The organism is Agitococcus lubricus, from assembly GCF_003051055.1.
Taxonomy (GTDB): Bacteria; Pseudomonadota; Gammaproteobacteria; order Pseudomonadales; family Moraxellaceae; genus Agitococcus; species Agitococcus lubricus.
Genome location: NZ_QAON01000008.1, coordinates 47,138 through 65,023, shown reverse-complemented (window position 1 = coordinate 65,023; position 17,886 = coordinate 47,138). Strand labels below are relative to the sequence as shown.

The following is a 17,886-nucleotide window of genomic DNA, read 5'->3' as shown; positions in this document are numbered from 1 at the left end:
TAGATGTCTATCGCATTAACACCTGCATTTTTTTTGATGGGACCTACGGCCAGTGGTAAAACGGATTTAGCCATTCAGTTGGTACAAGCCTATCCTTTTGAAATTATTTCTGTTGACTCTAGTATGGTCTATCGTGGCTTAGATATTGGCACAGCCAAACCGAGTGCCAACGAATTAGCGCTAGCACCCCATCATTTAATAGATGTTCGTGATCCTGCCGAGCCCTATTCAGTTGCTGATTTTAGACGAGATGCCTTACAGGTCATGGCAGAAGTCACAGCAAGAGGCAATATTCCTTTGCTAGTTGGAGGAACAATGTTGTACTTCAAAGCATTGAGGGAGGGTTTAGCCGATTTACCAGAAGCAGATAATTCACTCAGACAATCTATTTTAGCGCGTGCCGAATTAGAGGGATGGCATGTATTGCATCAAGAGTTATCTAAGGTAGATACTGTCACGGCAGCACGCTTAAAGCCAACCGATAGTCAGCGTATTCAACGGGCATTAGAAGTTTATTATATTACCGCAAAACCCTTGTCTGAATGGCATGCACAACAAACAGAACAGAGCTTACCTTATCAACTACACCTATTTAGTTTAGTTCCACAAAACAGAGCATTACTGCATCAGCGGATTGAACAGCGTTTTGATAACATGTTAGTCAATGGTTTTATAGAAGAAGTGACACAACTTAAACAACGACAAGACTTACATTTAGAACTACCCGCCATACGCTCTGTCGGGTATCGTCAAGTTTGGGAGTATTTAGAGGGTGTGTACGGCTATGAAGAAATGCGATTTCGCGGTATTGTAGCGACAAGACAATTAGCTAAGCGTCAACATACGTGGTTACGGAGCTTTGGAAGTGACGTTCACGAACTCTACACAGAAGATGCTCTGATTGTCCTACAAAAATACTTGAAAAAAAACCAGATTGGCCGCAAATTAGGCACTGGTAATTTTTAGTTGTTGAATTACCTTTTTTAATTTTGCACTGATTAAAATTTAGTCTGCCGTGTTGGCAGAGGAGAAGACCATTATGTCTAAAGGGCAAACCTTACAAGACCCGTTTTTAAATGCTTTGCGTAAAGAGCGTATCCCTGTTTCTATTTTCTTGGTCAACGGTATTAAATTACAAGGCCAAATTGAATCATTTGACCAGTACGTCGTATTATTAAAAAATACAGTCAGCCAGATGGTATATAAACATGCCATCTCTACGGTCGTGCCTTCACGCAACCCACGTCCTGCGGGTGCGCCGAATGCGCCAATTGGCCCAATGAGCAGTGGCACAATGGGTGGCGGTTATCCGTATGATGACCACGGTGATGACCAAGATTTAAACTACTAACGAGTTTAAGCATAAAAAATTATGCTCATCACAAAAGAAATAGGCATCATTAAGATGCCTATTTCTTTTGTGCCGTAGGCACATAATATCCCTGTTAATGCAATCATAGGATAAATAACAACGTAATGAGCGGCGTTTTATCTTTCTGCCGCTCGGTGTTATTTGTAATAGATAAGAAAGCCTAAACGCAACTAGCCCTCAAAATTTAGTACACAATAAAACTTTTGTTGTTGTGACAAAGGTCTGTAAATTCACATTAATCACTGTCGCGCTAGCATAGGCGAGTTTGCCGTTAATAAACCCTAAATCTAACACATTAGCGCCAGTCGTTGCAGGAGTGACATCGACAAGCGTAAAGCGTTTTTGTGTGCCTATCGTCGTGACCACGCTATTAGCATTGGGTGCAGTTGTTAAAGATAGCCCGCCACCACTAATGCTTGCCTTGCCATTGGCAATGTTAATGTTACAGGTTTGATTGTTTACGGTGCTTGGATTGGTTGGGTTGCTGGATAAACTAGTTGTCAGTGAACCACCTGTCATACTATAACTGCCTGCAATCGTATTGAGTAAGTCAGCCGTTACCGCTTGGCCATTGACGAGTTCAAAGACGGGAACAATGCTAAGTACCCCATTCAAGTTATAAACCGCCGTATTAGGTACATTTGTATAAGCGACCTTAAAGTTATTCGCCTTTACCAATTTGCTCGTTAAGTCTACTGTGAGGCCTGTACAGCTGCTGTCTAAACATTGCAATATTTTGGTGGGTGAACCATCTTCAATACGAACCGATTGCACTAGCCCTGTCTCTTTGTTGTAAGTGACACTCAAGTTATAGTTGGCATTCTTAATCCACTTTCCAGTGGTTAAATTATCCGTGGTATTTTGCTCGAAGCTTTGCGCGTTATGCAAAAATTGTTCGCCTGTTGCTATTCGAGTGGATAATAATGCACCATAGGAATTTTCACCTTGATAGACAACTGAAATTGGTACACTGAAGTTGGTTTTGAAGTTATTGACGATGGCATCGGTGTATAAGGCTTTGAGAGCAGCCGTTGCTTGTGCAATGGCTTTGAAGTAGTTGTTAATCGCGTCCGCTAAATTGCTTGCAATATCAAGATTATAACTCAGCGCGGTATTGGTATCTTTGCCATCGAAAACACCATCATTGAGGTCTGCTTTCAGTTTTGCTAAAGCATCTAGCATGGGTGTATTGCCTGTGCCTAATTTCGCGTAGGCGGCTAATAAGAGCGCATAGCTGTTAGCAAGGTTATTGGCGGTAATATCATCACTTAAATCATTATCCGCAATCAGGGTCGGGGGAATTAAAATATCTTCAATGCCCGCCGCTAAGGTTTGTTTGATTTGTTGATTGGCTTGATTGACTAATGCCACCGTTAAACCCGCTTCATTATTTGCTGCTTTAAGCGCCGCTTGGTAGGCGAGTTCAGTGAGTGGGGTAATACCAAGATTGGTTCTGAGCGCAGGCAAGGCAGCACGAATACTAGTGGCTGTACTGACGGTAGCTAAGGCTTGTTTGGCTTCATCGTAATATTGTGTGCCACTGGGTAGTTGTACTTCAGCCACCACAGGGTCTGTGGTTTTGATGGCCTTAATTTGCGCTGAACCTGTCGTGCCTGTCGTCCCTGTACCTAGCTCTGTCCCCGTTTTGGCATTGCGTAGAATGACTTTGGCATTCAAAATTTTGCCCAATGACGGGGTGACTGTGACTGTCGTGGTGGTGACGGCACTACCGCCGCCGCCGCCCGAACTAGAAGATTTAGTACTACCACTGTCGTTATTGCTATTACAGCCCAGAAGTGCGGCGGTTAACAGCGTCAGAGTCATAACTGACTGTTGTGTCTTTTTCATTTTTCCTTGCTCCTTGACAAATTGAACACTGTTAGCACAGTGTTTTTTTATTGACTGAGTTTTTCTTTATAGGCTAACAATTGACGGTCTGTTGCATTTCACTGCTTTGTCCCTAATCTACAACAAGATAAGAGCGTAAATACCATGAAAACAGCTACAGACGCTGGTTAATCTACGCACAAGCCTATCAAAAAGAACAGTAAATACGCTATAAATTATTGTTTTTCGATTAACGTAAGAATAACTTATATGCTGGATTGTCACTTTCTTCGCTAAAAGGGTAGCCAACGGCTTGTAAAGAGGCAATGAGCTCCTCTTTGCTTTTTTTGCCTAATTGTAGACCAATCAGTACCCTACCATAAGCAGCACCGTGATTTCGATAGTGAAATAAACTAATATTGTGACCGCTTAAACGAGATAAAAAATTGAGTAGAGCGCCTGGTCGTTCGGGAAATTCAAAGCGAAATAAAAGTTCGTCAGCCAGTCCTGCATGACCGCCGACTAAATGACGAATATGCAATTTAGCCATTTCATCATCAGACAAATCCAAAACAGCATAGTCTTTTTTTTCTAGGTTTTCTTTGAGGTCTAGACGTTCTTGATGGCCTGCACGCAACTGAATACCCACAAAGACATAGGCTTCTTTGTTATCAGCGTAACGGTAATTAAATTCGGTGATATTACGTTTGCCTAAAGTCTGACAAAACGTCTTAAAAGAGCCTGCTTTTTCGGGAATAGTGACGGCAAAAATGGCTTCGCGTTTTTCACCAATTTCGGTGCGTTCAGAAATATGACGTAAACGGTCAAAATTCATATTCGCACCAGAGTCAATAGCCACTAGAGTTTGATGTTCACACTGGTGGCGGCTGATATATTTTTTTAAGCCCGCCAGAGACAGCGCGCCTGCGGGTTCGGCAATGGAACGTGTGTCTTCAAAAATATCTTTAATAGCCGCACAAATTTCATCCGTTGTGCAGGTAATCACATCATCGACACAATGTTGAGCGACCTTAAATGTTTCTTCGCCAATTTGTGCCACTGCCACGCCATCTGCAAACAAACCCACCTGAGCCAGCGTCACGCGTGCGTTTGCCTCTAATGCAACTTTTAAGCAGGCGGCATCTTCAGGCTCAACGGCAATCACTTTAATGTCTGGACGTACATATTTGATATAGGCCGCCATGCCTGCCATCAAACCTCCGCCACCGACAGGTATAAACACTGCATCTATTTTTTGTGGATGCTGGCGTAGAATTTCCATGGCTACCGTGCCTTGCCCTGCAATCACTTGTAAATCATCATAGGGATGAATAAAGGTATAGCCTTTAGACGCGGCTAACTCTTTGGCATATAACGCGGCCTCATCAAAGGCATCACCATGCAAAATCACCTGCCCACCAAAACTTTTGACAGCATTGACTTTAATGTCGGGCGTGGTTTGCGGCATGACAATGATGCCTTTAATACCCAATTTATGCGCGGACAATGCCACGCCTTGAGCATGATTGCCTGCGGATGCACAAATCACCCCTTTAGCCCGTTCTTCGTGAGATAAAGAGGCGATTTTGTTATAAGCCCCACGAATTTTGAACGAAAAAACGGGTTGTAAATCTTCGCGCTTGAGTAAAATATTATTTTTTAGTCGCCGAGATAAATGTTGAGCTTTACTGAGAGGGGTTTCTTGTGCCACATCATAGACATAAGCCTGTAACGTGCGACGAACATAATCTTCAAGACGTATCATTTGTCATTACTAGGAATAAAAAAAACATATTAGGCAGTTATGTCGTGGTACTCAAGTTATAATACGCAAAATTTTAGCAAACTTGCTGATTTTCTGCATAAACCAGCCATCTACCATTTATTTGCGCCATATTAGAGACAAACAATGACTCAAGACCAGTTAAAACGTGCAGTAGCAGAGGCAGCCTTAGCCTATGTTGAAAAAGATGAGGTATTGGGCGTAGGCACAGGTTCTACCGCCAATTTTTTTATAGACGCCTTAGCTAGCATAAAGCAGCACATTCCTGCCGCAGTGGCCAGTTCTAAGGCAACCGCGGAGCGTCTACAAAAACTCGGTATAGAGGTGGTCGACTTAAATTCGGTCGATAATATCAGTGTGTATGTCGATGGTGCAGATGAAGTGAATCCGTATTTACACATGGTCAAAGGCGGTGGCGGGGCGCTCACGCGCGAAAAAATCGTTGCCGCAGTCGCGAAAAAATTTGTGTGTATCGCCGATGCCAGCAAACAGGTGCCTGTTTTAGGTCAATTTCCACTACCCATCGAAGTGATTCCCATGGCGCGCTCTTACGTCGCCCGTGAATTAGTCAAATTAGGCGGTACGCCTGTTTATCGTCAGGGTTTTGTGACTGATAACGGCAATGTGATTTTAGATACCTATCACTTAAGTATTGTTAACCCTGTGGCATTAGAACTGACACTCAATCAAATTGTTGGCGTCGTCACGAATGGCTTATTTGCTCAACGTGGCGCAGATGTGTTATTGATAGGCTCTTCTGATGGGGTCAAAACGTATCTAAAACCATGAACCTAACTGTTATATTTCTGCTGCTCGGTATGGTGTGTTCCAGTACGGTATGCGCGGGGGTGTTAAACGATTTGCGTCCTTGTTCTAAACAAGGCGCGTTTAGCTTTGAACAAAAAATACCCTACCAGCCAATTGCACTGCCAGCTCCCGTAGTGGGGCATTGTTTGGCTGTACCCTTGCACAACAAAGATAAGGTTTGTATGCAAGGGAGTTATCCGTCAGAGCGTGACGACCAAGCAGATTACTTCAAACTGAGTTACTGGCAGCAAGGCAAATCTCGCTTAACGTGGAAGAGCGATGGTTTTTTGATGGCGCCCGCCGAAACCTTTCGTTTGGAGTGGATAAATGTGGATGGCGATACCTCACCTGAGTTAGTGGTATCGGTATTAACCAGCGAAGGGATGGGTATGGGGGTGCAAACCAGTGATATTTTTATTATTGACCCTCAAACATTGCGTGTGAGCCCCCCAATCACGGTAGAGGATTACGGTCGTATTTCTGGCTTTTATGGCAAGAGTGGCCAAGCCTGTCGTTTATTAGCCGCTCAGTGGCAGAGCCACGAAGACGCTAAAGATTCGGGATTATATGCCGAAGGACAATGGTATCAATTAAAAGAAGGACAATGGCAAGTTTCTTCAGCATGGCCCAAAGTCAGTCGACGTTATTTGTTTAGGTTTCAAGACCAACGTGCCGCAGCCACTGCACCTTTATTATGGTTTTTAGACAAAACAGCGACCATTTTACCCGAGTAGTTTTGCACCACGAAATGGTTTTGCTGACTTTGGCCGAAACCAAAGTCAGTCCCGCGGAAGGTGGCTGCCATAGGGGCTTGAAATAATTTCTATATAAAATTCAGGAAAATAACATTTTTTTATCCTGAACTCAGGTTATATAGCCACTTTTGTTGACTGTCGTAGTGCAAATTTACGAAAGCGTTGTGGTGGCATGCCTGCCCACTGACTAAAGGCACGGGTAAATGCACTCTGTTCAGAGTAACCCAGTAACAAGGCAATTTGATTTAATTGTAAGCGTGCGTCAGCCAAATAATGCTTCGCCAAACGAAAGCGTGTTTCGGCCAACAGATGATGGAAATTGAGACCACGCTCCGCCAGTCGTCGATGTAACGTACGGGTCGAGAGATGCAGAAAAGCCGCAATATCGTCTAAAGTGGGGACTTGCTGGGGTAAACGCTCAGCACATACTTGGCGAATAGATGCCAATAAATCATCTTGGTGTACCGATTGGTCAATTAATACTTCTGCTTGTTTAGCTAATAATTCTAAGAGATAGGGATTTTGACTGTTAATAGGTAATTGTAACGCAGCGCTAGGGATGTCTAAAGCGACTTGTTTTTGCTCAAAGAAAACAGGGCAGCCTAATAATTCTGCATACAGTCGGTGTGATGCCGACGTAGGTGCAGGGTGCATAAAATGTACTGCTAAAGGTTTTAAGTTTGAAGCGGTAATTTGGCCAACAAAATGAATCAAACCACTCATAAACACTTCATCGGATAGTTGAGTCGATGCACCCAAGCTGACATCCCAACGCATCCGTAAAGCCCCTTCTTGCTGGCTTAAAATCACCTCAGACATGTTGTGTAGCAACTTTTGATAGCGTTGAAAATGCCAAAGAGCCTCACCAAGACTGGCGCAGTGCATAATTAAATAAGCTAACACGCCCGTATATTGTGGCTGAATACACTGACCAATTTTGATACCCAAGGCAGGTTCTTGTAATAACGCCTGCATATTCTCTAACAGTTCCCACCAAACCTTCATCGGCATTTGGGTATGTGCTGGCCATGCGGCGAGTTGCTGTCGGATAGCGCTTAATTCGAGTTGTTGTTGGTCGAGATAAGCACGTAACAGGCTGGTTAAATCACTGGCAACATAAATACCTTGCATTGAGATTCTCCCCCTTAAATTGGCGAATAATGTTAAATATATGGCGAATTATGTCAATATAGATGGCTAAATAAACGGCAAAATAGCACTATGACAACATCAGATGCGGCTAAGACGGCATCGCTAAAACGGGGGTATTCACCATGAATGATGTGATTCATGCTTTGATGTTTATTGTGTTATTTGGTGCGCTTTTTGTGGGTGTGATTGTGGCAGAGGCATGGTATTGGCACAAAAAAGGCCGCCATGAGATGTACTCGCTCAAAGAAACCTTAACGAATATGATAATGGGCGCAAGCTATAAAATTGTCGATGGTATTGCGGTTGCCTTATTTATTCGGGTCTTTTTTGATTGGGTATATCAATTTGGATGGCAATACCAACCTGTACACGGTATTTGGAGCATCTTGCTTATCTTTTTGGTCGTCGATGCCAGTTTTTATTTATGCCATTTTATGATGCACAAGGTACGTTGGTTTTGGACATCACATGTGACCCACCATTCGGCTGAACGGATGAATTACTCGACGGCTTTACGTCAAAACTTTACGATGGTATTTAACGGAGCATGGTTGTTTTGGTGGGTACCTGTGGCATTGGTAGGCTTTGACAAAAATTGGGTGACTATTGCTATTGAGTTGAATTTGGCTTATCAGTTCTTTTTACACACGGAAACGCGCAGTCCCTTAGATAAATTGGGATTCATTCTCAATACCCCCTCGCATCATCGTGTGCATCATGGCAGTGAAGCGGCACAAATTGATACCAATTTTGGCGGCGTCTTGATTATCTGGGATAAGTTATTTGGCACATTTGTACCAGAGTCGGCAGCAGGTAAGATTCGTTATGGTTTAACAGAGCGTCAACCACACTCCTTGAATCCCTTTTATTTGCAGGTGCACGAATGGATAGCAATGTTTAAGGACTTTAATGCCAGCAAAGATATGCGCGTATTTTGGAAAGCACCAGGTTGGCATAGTGACAAATTATCCCAAGAGACGAAGAATAAACAAGCCTTAAAATCTGTTGAAACCGCTTGAGCATTGATTATGATAGCGCCCGTAGGATGGCGGGCGATATGCTAACGAAATATGGCATCTAAACGGCGGCTAATGCTTCATGCAGTCTACCAACGCCAATAATCTCCATTCCCTCAATTGTTTGACGTGGGACATTGGCTTTAGGCACAATCGCTCGCTTAAAGCCATGCTTGGCGGCTTCTTTGAGGCGTTCTTGGCCATTAGGGACAGGTCGAATTTCGCCAGATAGACCCACTTCGCCAAATACGGCTAAGTCAGCAGATAAGGCTTGGCCGCGTAAACTGGACGTCACAGCCAATAAGACAGCCAGATCTGAACCTGTTTCTAAGACCTTGACGCCACCAACCACGTTGACAAACACATCTTGTCCCATCGTATGTACGCCACCATGACGATGTAAAATGGCTAATAACATGGCTAAACGATTTTGGTCTAGGCCAATGGCGACACGACGAGGGTTAGCAAATGAGTCATCCACTAAGGCTTGCACCTCGACTAATAATGGCCGTGTCCCTTCACGGCTAACCATGACGACTGAGCCTGCAATCGGTTCTTCGTAACGCGATAAAAAAATGGCAGACGGATTAGCGACTTCGCGTAATCCTCTATCGGTCATGGCAAACACACCTAACTCATTCACCGCACCAAAACGGTTTTTTACGGCTCGAATCATCCTAAAGCGGGAGTCTGACTCACCCTCAAAATATAACACGCAATCCACCATGTGTTCTAACACCCGAGGGCCAGCCAGAGAGCCTTCTTTAGTGACATGGCCAACCAAAAACAGGGCAGTCCCACTTTGTTTGGCATAGCGGGTTAATAATGCGGCTGATTCTCGTACTTGTGACACCCCACCGGGGGCAGATTGTAAGGCTTCGGTATATAGGGTTTGAATAGAGTCAATCACAGCCACCGCAGGCTTTTCGCTGCGTAAGGTAGCAACAATATTCTCAACACAAGTTTCGGCCATGATTTTGACTTTATCGCAGGGTAATTCTAAGCGTTTACCACGCATCGCCACCTGTGATAATGACTCTTCGCCAGTGATATAAAGGGCGTTATGTTGTTGCGCAAGATGAGTTAAGGTTTGTAATAGAATCGTGGATTTGCCAATACCAGGGTCACCGCCGATTAACACAACGGAACCAGCCACTAAGCCTCCACCTAACACTCTATCAAGCTCCGACAGCCCCGTATGTGTACGGTCAATGGCATCAATACTGACTTGGTCTAAGACGGTAACCGTACTCGCTTGACCTGCATAATTCCCGCGTTGTCGAGGCGTCAGTGAGGTATCAACTTTGGCTTCATGGATACTGTTCCATGCGCCACATTCGCTGCATTGCCCCGCCCATTTAGAAAAACTACTGCCGCAAGCATGGCATTGATACGTGGTTTTTGCTTTACTCATATTATTTAGAACCTCTTAGGGCAATATTTTTAGCTAAGGTCAAAAAATTTCTGCTAGATTAGTGCTTTTTGAACTGACAGCAAAGTTATAACGACATAAAGTGACGTTTAAGTATTGAGTAAACACATGAAAGGGTATTATTTTTTATTATGTGGTCTTTGTTTGTTTGGCTGTAGTCAACCTGACCAACAGAAGCAATTAGAATCAGAGCGCGTGACGCGTGAATATCAAAAACAATTAGAGGCCGAAAATTCACCCATTCTGAGTGAAGACTCCGACACCATTGAAAATAGCCAACCTAATAACCTAGATAAAAACGGGGATGTCTTAGAAACGGAAACCGAGTTAGCCCCTATTAATATTAGCTTGCCGCCGCCGCCAGCTGAGCCAAGCGAAACACCCACGCAAATTGCTCAGTTAACGGATGTAGAACGCATTGCCAAATTATTAACAGCTAAGTCGGCAGAGCAACGTCTTGCTGCGGTCAACCGTCTATATAACTTGGCGGCAAAACAAACCTTGCCCGATAGTGCACTGCAACGTCTAATCAATGTTTTTGAATCAGACAGCGAACTCGATATTAAGAACCGTGCTATTTTGGCCTTAGGGCAAGTGTGTCATCCTGCCGTCATGATGAGTTTGCTGAGCAACTTAAAACGACCTTTAAACGATATCAATTTAGAAGCCATTAAAGTCTTAGGCGAGGTAGGTGGATATCGGGCTAGCCAAATTTTGAATGATTTTGCCGCAAAATTGGCAGAAAATAATAGCAATAACGCACAAGCCATCTTGTCTGCTGCTGTAGCGGCACGGCAACAGATTTTAGCACGCGGTGGCATGTCGCCTAAATGTCAGTGGTAAAAATATAAACCCCGCGTTCACCAAGGTGTTGCGGGGTTTGTTCGTCTGTACGACGGACGGTAAGGGTGATAAACACCACAGTGTGTTAGAACAGAATTGTCATGAAAACGCGATCGATATTGATTTTAATTCTCCCTTTCAACCTGCCCACATCTTAAATATAGTGCCTATTTTACGTTTAACCAGACGATTATGTTCTAAAAAATAGTATTTATAGAATAATACGTTCGACTCGGGTCGTGATTTGACACGCCAATTCATAACTGATGGTGTGTGCATAAGTGGCAATTTCATCAATCGACAGTGTATCGCCCCATAAAATCACGGTATCGCCATACTCGGCTTCTATATCTGTGATATCTACCGTTAGCATGTCCATACTGACACGCCCCACAATCGGCGCACGTTGACCATTAATCAGTACAGGTGTGCCTGTTTGAATATGACGTGGATAACCATCCCCATAACCTACCGCAATAACGCCTAAACGCGTTGCTCTGTCGGCTCGCCATGTACTGCCATAACCCACGGTTTCGCCAGCGGCGATGTGTTTGATGGCAATCAATTTGGTCTGAAAATGCATCACGGCTTGTAGTTGCAAGTCATTGGCTGTTTGTGTGGCAAAGGGAGAACTGCCATAAAGCATAATACCAGGCCTTACCCACTGATGATGACTTTGTGGCCATGCTAAAATAGCGGCTGAATTGGCAAAGCTGCGTGCTAGAGCGTGTAGTTGCAGGTGTAATGCGTCTAAAACGGCTAATTGCTCGCGTGTTTTGTCTGAGCTTAGGTCATCGGCACAGGCAAAATGACTGGTTAAAATCAGCTCTCTCACACAATCAATGGTTTGCAATCGCTGATAGGCAGGGATAGCTTCTTGAGGCAAAAAACCGAGGCGGTGCATACCACTGTCAATTTTGAACCAGATAGACGTTTTGTGTTGACCTTGATAGTCGGCCAGCAAATCCAGTTGTTGTGCTTGGTGGACGACTAAATAACAGCCTAAATCCAGTGCCTGAGTCAATTCCTCTGGTGTAAAAACACCTTCTAAAATCGCAATAGGACAACGAATCCCCGCCTCGCGTAATGCCACCGCTTCGGCTAAAAAGGCCACACCTAATGCATCTACATGTGGCTCTAGTGTTTGGGCAATAATCAATGCGCCATGACCATAGGCGTTGGCTTTGACCATGGCCAGCACCTTGCTGTGCGGAGCATATTGTTTGACAAGCTGTAAATTATGTAAAAGAGCAGCACGATTGATAATTAACTGAGCGTCACGCATTATTCATCTTCAGGGCGATAATATTCGGGGGCAAGGTCTTTGAACCGCGTGAGATGGCCTAAGAAGGCCAAACGAGAGGTGCCAATAGGGCCGTTACGTTGTTTGGCAATAATAATTTCTGCTGTGCCTTTATCTTTCGATTCGGGGTTGTATACCTCATCGCGGTAAATAAACATAATCAAGTCTGCATCTTGTTCGATAGCACCTGATTCACGTAAGTCAGACATAACAGGCCGTTTATTGGGGCGTTGTTCGACGTTACGGCTTAACTGAGATAAGGCCACAACAGGGCAGTTGAGTTCTTTAGCCAGCGCTTTGAGCGAGCGCGAAATTTCGGCGACTTCGTTGACGCGGTTGTTATCAAAACCTGGCACACGCATCAACTGTAAATAGTCGACCATAATCAGTCCCATTTTACCGTCGTGTTCACGGGCGACCCGTCGTGCGCGTGCGCGTACTTCGGAGGGCGGTAACGCAGCACTATCATCAATATATAACAATTTTTCGTTGAGTTGTGTGATGGCAGACGTCAAACGCGGCCAGTCTTCATCTTCCAATTTGCCTGAACGTACTCGACCTTGGTCGACACCACCAATAGACGACAGCATCCGTAGAATCAACTGTTCGGAAGGCATTTCCATCGAAAAAACTAACGCAGGAAGGTCAGTATTAAAAATAATACTTTCAACTAAGTTCATCGCAAACGTGGTTTTACCCATACTCGGGCGCGCCGCTACAATTACTAAACTGCCGCCTTGCATCCCTGAGGTACGTTTATCTAAATCGGTAAAACCTGTACTTAAACCTGTCAATGGCTCGCTGGAATGATAGAGCTCGTCAATTTTTTGAATGGTTTGTGCCAATAAGGGTTTGATAATTTGAGGGCCACTTTTGACTGAGCGATTTTTTTGCTGCTCGGCAATGGCAAAAATTTTGGTTTCGGCTTGGTCAAGAATAGTGAGCGCCGTTTCGCCTTTGGGATGATACGCGGTGTTGGCAATCTCGCCTGTAATACTAATCAGTTGTCTTAATACCGAAAATTCACGTACACGTTCGGCATAAATGATGATATTGGCTGTGGTGGCGGGGGAGTCACGTAAAATTTGCCCTAAATAGGCTTCGCCGCCTGCCTTTTGTAAGGTACCAATATCCTCCATGTATTTGGCAACCAATAAGGCATCACACGGTTGTTCTGCTTTAAGTAAGCCTGCAATGGCATTAAAAATCATCCGATGACGAGGTGAATAAAAATCATCTTCACTGATAATATCAGCTAACGAATCCCATGCGTCTGGCTCAGACATTAAGCCCGCGAGAATCGCTTGTTCTAGGGTTAAGCTATGTGGCGGAACTTTTAAGGAGGTGACAACATCGTCCTCAGCAACTTGAAGATGGTTATTCATGGTGACACCCAAGAAAAAATAAATCTGTACTTATATGCAAGGTCATTTATGTGATGAAGATTGGCCCGTGCGGTGTGGTTTTTATGGTCGTTACGGTGATGACCTAGAAAGCCAATCAAACTGCCATATCAGCTCTGCAATCATAGGCGTTTTGAGTCAGTATTGTCATCTTTTTCATGTTATTTTAGTCAGACAAACGACAGATAAACACCAATAAAAAAGCACTATTACGGGAAGCAATAGTGCTTTTAGAGTCGTTTTAAACGCTTAAGTTTAAGACTTACTCAGCAACGATAGTCACAGCAACTTCTGCCATGACATCGCTATGCAATTGTACAGCGACTTTGTATTCGCCTGTATTGCGGATAGCGCCGTTTGGTAAACGTACTTCGAGTTTGCTAACAGCAACACCCGCAGCAGTGACAGCTTCGGCAATATCACGTGTGCCCACAGAACCGAACAATTTGCCTTCATCACCTGATTTAGCGGCGATGACAACATTTAAGCTAGCTAACTGTTCTGCACGCGCTTGAGCAGCAGATAAGTTTTCAGCTTCTTGACGTTCTAATTCAGCACGGCGAGCTTCAAAGGCTTCTAAATTAGCTTTGGTTGCAGGAACTGCTTTTCCTTGTGGGATTAAGAAGTTACGACCATAACCAGACTTTACATTCACTTTAGTGCCTAAAGCACCCAAGTTGGCAACTTTTTCAAGCAAAATGACTTCCATTGCACACCTCTTACTGATGGTTGTCGGTATAAGGCAGCAAAGCCAAATAGCGAGCTTGCTTGATGGCTAATGCCAATTGACGCTGATAACGTGCTTTTGTACCTGTAATACGACTAGGTACAATTTTGCCATTTTCAGTGATGTATTGCTTCAAAGTTTCTAAATCTTTGTAGTCAATATAAGTAGTGTTTTCTGCGGTAAAGCGGCAGAATTTGCGACGACGGTAAAAACGAGCCATGATGACACCCCTAAAAATTAGCCTTCGCTATCTAATGAAAGTTCTTCGGCACGAGCAGCTTTACGAGCACGTTTTTCTTCTGCGCTCTTGGCTAATAAAGACTCTTCAGAGATAGCTGAATCGCGACGAATAATGGCGTTACGGAGAACAGCATCGTTATAGCGGAAGGCTTCAGCGAGTTCATCAACAATCTTTTGGTCGCATTCGATGTTTAATAATACATAGTGCGCTTTGTGAATTTTGTTGATTGGGTAAGCCAATTGACGGCGACCCCAGTCTTCGTGGCGATGGATTTGGCCACCAGACTCTTTCACCAAGGAGGTGTAACGCTCTACCATAGCAGAGACTTGTTCGCTTTGGTCTGGATGTACCAGTAAAACGATTTCGTAATGACGCATGATTGCTCCTTACGGGTTAACAGCCCAAGTACAATACAGGGGCAAGGAGTATAAATCACAGGCAAGCTGTGATTTGCTAAAGTGCCAATGCGTTTATATCACTGACAAACCTTAATGTCGTTGGTGTTTAGGCCAGCGTGAAAGGGTGCAGAATCATACGGTAGTGCCAAGCTGAAGGCAATCATTATTTTTTATAACTGGCCACGTTCGGCTAAGGAAATAATCTCGCGCTCGCCAATAATAAAATGGTCTAGTACCTGTATATCCAATAAGGCTAAAGCCGATGTTAAGCGTGCCGTGATGTGGTGATCTGCCGCAGAAGGTTCGGCATGACCCGAAGGATGATTGTGCGCAAAAATAACGCGACTGGCATGGTGTGCCAGTGCACGTTTCACTACTTCGCGTGGATGAATACTGCAAGCGTCGATTGTGCCGTTAAATAATTGCTCAAACGCCAAAAAGCGATTTTGGCTATCCAAAAAAAGGGCAGTAAATACTTCATGTTTATAATGCCGTAATTGCGCGCGTAAAAATTGTTTAACCATGCTCGGAGTGGTCAGTAAATCACGCTCGCTGAGACTTTGTGCTAAGTGCCGACGTCCAAGTTCTACCGAAGCCAACAAGAGAGCATATTTGGCTTCACCGATACCGTTTTGTGCCAGTATTTGTTCTGCAGGGGCTTCGAGTAATTCTCTCAATGAGCCAAATTGAGTTAATAAATCTCGACCAATATCCACGGCCGATTTTTGGCTAGTCCCTGTTCTTAAAAAAATGGCTAATAATTCGGCATCAGACAAATAGTTTGCGCCGCGAGTCAGTAGTTTTTCACGCGGGCGTTCGGCGCTTGGCCATTCAGTAATTGGCATCATACATCCCTTTGTTGCTAGGTATCCATACGGCTAAATTTCAACAATTTTGCTTAAAAAAGCAAGATTATTCGCCTTAAAAGTTAAGACTACCCATTAAATAAGCAGTCCTGCTTTGCTCTCATTCTCAGCAAATGGTATCTTTGCCGCTTTTAAGCCATGCTCTTTGATGATTAGAGCTAGCCATCGTCTTAGCCCCTAAACAAAGTAGACTGTTGACCATGTTAGCAACTTTAGTAGGTAAACGTGTTGTCTTGGCCATTAGTGGTGGTATCGCTGCCTATAAAAGTGCCGATTTAGTCCGTCGTTTGCGAGATGCAGGCGCAGAAGTGCAAGTGGTAATGACCTTAGCCGCACAGCAGTTTATTACGCCATTAACCTTACAAGCCCTCTCAGGGAATGTGGTACATACGGAGTTATTAGACCCCGAAGCCGAAGCAGGCATGGGGCATATAGAGCTGGCAAGATGGGCGGATTTAGTGTTAGTTGCCCCTGCGAGTGCTGACGTGATAGCGCGTTTAGCGCATGGAATTGCCAATGACTTATTAACAACACTTTGGCTAGCAACACGTGCCAAACGTGCAGTCGCGCCTGCGATGAATCAACAAATGTGGGCTGCACAAATTACCCAAGATAATGTCTTAAAACTCAGTCAACAAGGGGTGACTGTATTTCAGCCTGCCAGTGGAAGCCAAGCCTGTGGCGATATTGGTGCAGGTAGAATGTTAGAAGCAGTCGAATTAGCACAACTATCGGCTAATTTATTTGCGGTAGGCAGTTTAACGGGTAAGCGCGTCGTCATTACCGCTGGCCCAACACGCGAAGCCATCGACCCTGTACGTTATATTAGTAACCATAGTTCGGGAAAAATGGGTTATGCCTTAGCACAGGCTTGTATAGAAGCAGGTGCACACGTGACCTTAATCAGTGGGCCTGTGCATTTACCTACGCCCGACCGTGTACAACGTGTTAATGTCACCAGTGCCTTACAAATGTTAGCTGCCAGTCAGCAAGCACTGGCAGAAGGGTGTGATATGTTTATTGCCACGGCTGCCGTCGCGGATTATCGACCTGCCGCTGTCGCTGAGCAAAAAATTAAAAAACAAGGCGATGAAATCGTGATTGAATTGGTAAAAAATCCTGACATTGTTGCGACCATTGCCCAATCAACACCGCGCCCTTTTGTGTTAGGATTTGCCGCCGAAACTCAGTATGTAGAAAATTATGCGCGCGCTAAACTTGAAGCCAAAAAATTAGACATGATTGCCTGTAATGATGTATCCCGCGCAGATATTGGCTTTCAAAGTGATGATAATGCGATGACTGTTTTTTGGCGTGGCGGTTATCAAAAATTAGATAAGGCAAATAAATCGCTGATTGCAAGACAGTTAGTTGCTTTGTGTGTGCAGCAGTTATCGGCTATCAATCCAGCCATTGCCCATAATCCATCTTAATCCGTAAGTTGAACTGATGATGAAACTACAAGTTAAAATCGTAAATCCTCTCGTAGGTACACAATTTCCCTTGCCCAGTTATGCCACTCAAGGCTCGGCAGGGATGGATTTAAGAGCCTGTATTCAAGAAGCAGTGACTTTAGAGGCAGGTCAAACCACATTGATTGGTACTGGTTTGGCAATTTATATTGAAGACCCTGCTTATGCTGGCCTCATACTGCCACGTTCAGGCTTAGGTCATAAACATGGGATTGTGTTGGGTAATTTAGTTGGGCTGATTGATTCAGACTATCAAGGCGAGTTAATGCTTTCGTGTTGGAATAGGGGGCACAGTGCTTTTACTATTCAACCAGGTGAGCGTTTGGCTCAATATGTGCTTGTGCCTGTATTACAGGCTGAGTTATCAGTGGTGGATGAGTTTGTGGCAACCGCACGTGGGAGCGGTGGATTTGGTCACTCAGGTCGGCAATAAACGCAAACAGCCAATCAATTTTATTGGTTTAAGCACGACAAAATAATAAATGATTG

At 44.2% G+C, this 17,886-nt stretch carries 17 protein-coding genes and 1 pseudogene; 8 read left to right on the top strand and 10 right to left on the bottom strand.

The window, feature by feature from the left end; translation table 11 throughout:
• The first annotated feature begins 3 nt into the window (after positions 1-3).
• Both miaA and hfq read left to right on the top strand, forming a co-directional pair.
• Positions 4-966 carry a tRNA (adenosine(37)-N6)-dimethylallyltransferase MiaA gene (miaA, locus tag C8N29_RS09480; protein WP_107865822.1) on the top strand — a complete coding sequence of 321 codons (963 nt, stop codon included), beginning with the start codon at positions 4-6 and terminating at the stop codon, positions 964-966.
• 73 nt (positions 967-1,039) lie between these two features.
• Positions 1,040-1,306: pseudogene (gene hfq / locus C8N29_RS09475) on the top strand (RNA chaperone Hfq); the annotation flags it as partial.
• Positions 1,307-1,549: 243 nt separating this feature from the next.
• On the opposite strand, the gene C8N29_RS09470 reads toward hfq, so the two are convergent.
• On the bottom strand, positions 1,550-3,220 hold the full coding sequence (locus C8N29_RS09470) for a hypothetical protein (RefSeq protein WP_107865821.1): 1,671 nt from the start codon (positions 3,218-3,220) through the stop codon (positions 1,550-1,552).
• A gap of 229 nt (positions 3,221-3,449) precedes the next feature.
• Complete coding sequence (gene ilvA, locus C8N29_RS09465; protein WP_107865820.1) at positions 3,450-4,964, bottom strand: threonine ammonia-lyase, biosynthetic; 1,515 nt, start codon at positions 4,962-4,964, stop codon at positions 3,450-3,452.
• A 144-nt stretch (positions 4,965-5,108) separates the two neighbouring features.
• Here ilvA and rpiA point away from each other — a divergent pair, with 144 nt between their 5' ends.
• Both rpiA and C8N29_RS09455 read left to right on the top strand, forming a co-directional pair.
• The gene (rpiA, locus tag C8N29_RS09460) at positions 5,109-5,771 is read left to right on the top strand and encodes a ribose-5-phosphate isomerase RpiA (RefSeq protein WP_107865819.1); all 663 of its coding nucleotides are present in this window, start codon (positions 5,109-5,111) and stop codon (positions 5,769-5,771) included.
• Positions 5,768-6,523 (top strand): hypothetical protein, encoded by a 756-nt coding sequence (locus tag C8N29_RS09455; RefSeq protein WP_146164447.1) that lies wholly within the window; start codon positions 5,768-5,770, stop codon positions 6,521-6,523. Before rpiA ends, C8N29_RS09455 begins: the two co-directional genes overlap by 4 nt.
• Before the next feature lie 135 nt (positions 6,524-6,658).
• Here the strand turns inward: C8N29_RS09455 and C8N29_RS09450 are convergent, their stop codons facing one another.
• Positions 6,659-7,675 (bottom strand): AraC family transcriptional regulator, encoded by a 1,017-nt coding sequence (locus C8N29_RS09450; protein WP_107865817.1) that lies wholly within the window; start codon positions 7,673-7,675, stop codon positions 6,659-6,661.
• Positions 7,676-7,818: 143 nt separating this feature from the next.
• On the opposite strand from C8N29_RS09450, the gene C8N29_RS09445 reads away from it, so the two are divergent.
• The gene (locus tag C8N29_RS09445; protein WP_107865816.1) at positions 7,819-8,715 is read left to right on the top strand and encodes a sterol desaturase family protein; all 897 of its coding nucleotides are present in this window, start codon (positions 7,819-7,821) and stop codon (positions 8,713-8,715) included.
• A 58-nt stretch (positions 8,716-8,773) separates the two neighbouring features.
• Here the strand turns inward: C8N29_RS09445 and radA are convergent, their stop codons facing one another.
• Complete coding sequence (gene radA / locus C8N29_RS09440) at positions 8,774-10,126, bottom strand: DNA repair protein RadA (RefSeq protein WP_107865815.1); 1,353 nt, start codon at positions 10,124-10,126, stop codon at positions 8,774-8,776.
• A gap of 126 nt (positions 10,127-10,252) precedes the next feature.
• Between radA and C8N29_RS09435 the strand changes: the two genes are divergently transcribed.
• Complete coding sequence (locus C8N29_RS09435; RefSeq protein ID WP_107865814.1) at positions 10,253-10,987, top strand: HEAT repeat domain-containing protein; 735 nt, start codon at positions 10,253-10,255, stop codon at positions 10,985-10,987.
• 211 nt (positions 10,988-11,198) lie between these two features.
• Here C8N29_RS09435 and alr read toward each other — a convergent pair whose 3' ends face one another.
• The 6 genes from alr to radC form a co-directional block, all read right to left on the bottom strand.
• On the bottom strand, positions 11,199-12,272 hold the full coding sequence (gene alr / locus C8N29_RS09430; RefSeq protein WP_107865813.1) for an alanine racemase: 1,074 nt from the start codon (positions 12,270-12,272) through the stop codon (positions 11,199-11,201).
• Complete coding sequence (dnaB, locus tag C8N29_RS09425; protein WP_107865812.1) at positions 12,272-13,675, bottom strand: replicative DNA helicase; 1,404 nt, start codon at positions 13,673-13,675, stop codon at positions 12,272-12,274. The genes alr and dnaB overlap by 1 nt, the downstream gene beginning before the upstream one ends.
• A gap of 280 nt (positions 13,676-13,955) precedes the next feature.
• Positions 13,956-14,402: a 50S ribosomal protein L9 gene (rplI, locus tag C8N29_RS09415; protein WP_107865810.1), complete on the bottom strand. Its 447-nt coding sequence runs from the start codon at positions 14,400-14,402 to the stop codon at positions 13,956-13,958.
• A gap of 10 nt (positions 14,403-14,412) precedes the next feature.
• Positions 14,413-14,640, bottom strand: coding sequence for a 30S ribosomal protein S18 (rpsR, locus tag C8N29_RS09410; RefSeq protein ID WP_107865809.1), 228 nt, complete (start codon positions 14,638-14,640; stop codon positions 14,413-14,415).
• A gap of 17 nt (positions 14,641-14,657) precedes the next feature.
• Complete coding sequence (gene rpsF, locus C8N29_RS09405) at positions 14,658-15,038, bottom strand: 30S ribosomal protein S6 (protein WP_107865808.1); 381 nt, start codon at positions 15,036-15,038, stop codon at positions 14,658-14,660.
• Between the two features lie 191 nt (positions 15,039-15,229).
• Complete coding sequence (gene radC / locus C8N29_RS09400; RefSeq protein WP_239987037.1) at positions 15,230-15,907, bottom strand: RadC family protein; 678 nt, start codon at positions 15,905-15,907, stop codon at positions 15,230-15,232.
• Between the two features lie 218 nt (positions 15,908-16,125).
• Between radC and coaBC the strand changes: the two genes are divergently transcribed.
• Together coaBC and dut are read left to right on the top strand one after the other, a co-directional pair.
• Positions 16,126-17,358: a bifunctional phosphopantothenoylcysteine decarboxylase/phosphopantothenate--cysteine ligase CoaBC gene (coaBC, locus tag C8N29_RS09395; RefSeq protein WP_420836659.1), complete on the top strand. Its 1,233-nt coding sequence runs from the start codon at positions 16,126-16,128 to the stop codon at positions 17,356-17,358.
• 19 nt (positions 17,359-17,377) lie between these two features.
• Positions 17,378-17,830, top strand: a complete 453-nt coding sequence (gene dut, locus C8N29_RS09390; protein ID WP_107865805.1) for a dUTP diphosphatase — start codon at positions 17,378-17,380, stop codon at positions 17,828-17,830.
• The last annotated feature ends 56 nt before the right edge of the window (positions 17,831-17,886 follow it).

Bases quoted from the DNA above. Each gene is read 5' to 3' on its own strand.
- alr (WP_107865813.1), bottom strand. From the start codon at position 12,272: ATGCGTGACGCTCAGTTAATTATCAATCGTGCTGCTCTTTTACATAAT.
- radA (WP_107865815.1), bottom strand. From the start codon at position 10,126: ATGAGTAAAGCAAAAACCACGTATCAATGCCATGCTTGCGGCAGTAGT.
- C8N29_RS09435 (WP_107865814.1), top strand. From the start codon at position 10,253: ATGAAAGGGTATTATTTTTTATTATGTGGTCTTTGTTTGTTTGGCTGT.
- rpsF (WP_107865808.1), bottom strand. From the start codon at position 15,038: ATGCGTCATTACGAAATCGTTTTACTGGTACATCCAGACCAAAGCGAA.
- radC (WP_239987037.1), bottom strand. From the start codon at position 15,907: ATGATGCCAATTACTGAATGGCCAAGCGCCGAACGCCCGCGTGAAAAA.
- C8N29_RS09470 (WP_107865821.1), bottom strand. From the start codon at position 3,220: ATGAAAAAGACACAACAGTCAGTTATGACTCTGACGCTGTTAACCGCC.
- C8N29_RS09445 (WP_107865816.1), top strand. From the start codon at position 7,819: ATGAATGATGTGATTCATGCTTTGATGTTTATTGTGTTATTTGGTGCG.
- rplI (WP_107865810.1), bottom strand. From the start codon at position 14,402: ATGGAAGTCATTTTGCTTGAAAAAGTTGCCAACTTGGGTGCTTTAGGC.
- rpiA (WP_107865819.1), top strand. From the start codon at position 5,109: ATGACTCAAGACCAGTTAAAACGTGCAGTAGCAGAGGCAGCCTTAGCC.
- rpsR (WP_107865809.1), bottom strand. From the start codon at position 14,640: ATGGCTCGTTTTTACCGTCGTCGCAAATTCTGCCGCTTTACCGCAGAA.
- dut (WP_107865805.1), top strand. From the start codon at position 17,378: ATGAAACTACAAGTTAAAATCGTAAATCCTCTCGTAGGTACACAATTT.
- miaA (WP_107865822.1), top strand. From the start codon at position 4: ATGTCTATCGCATTAACACCTGCATTTTTTTTGATGGGACCTACGGCC.
- dnaB (WP_107865812.1), bottom strand. From the start codon at position 13,675: ATGAATAACCATCTTCAAGTTGCTGAGGACGATGTTGTCACCTCCTTA.
- ilvA (WP_107865820.1), bottom strand. From the start codon at position 4,964: ATGATACGTCTTGAAGATTATGTTCGTCGCACGTTACAGGCTTATGTC.
- C8N29_RS09450 (WP_107865817.1), bottom strand. From the start codon at position 7,675: ATGCAAGGTATTTATGTTGCCAGTGATTTAACCAGCCTGTTACGTGCT.
- C8N29_RS09455 (WP_146164447.1), top strand. From the start codon at position 5,768: ATGAACCTAACTGTTATATTTCTGCTGCTCGGTATGGTGTGTTCCAGT.
- coaBC (WP_420836659.1), top strand. From the start codon at position 16,126: ATGTTAGCAACTTTAGTAGGTAAACGTGTTGTCTTGGCCATTAGTGGT.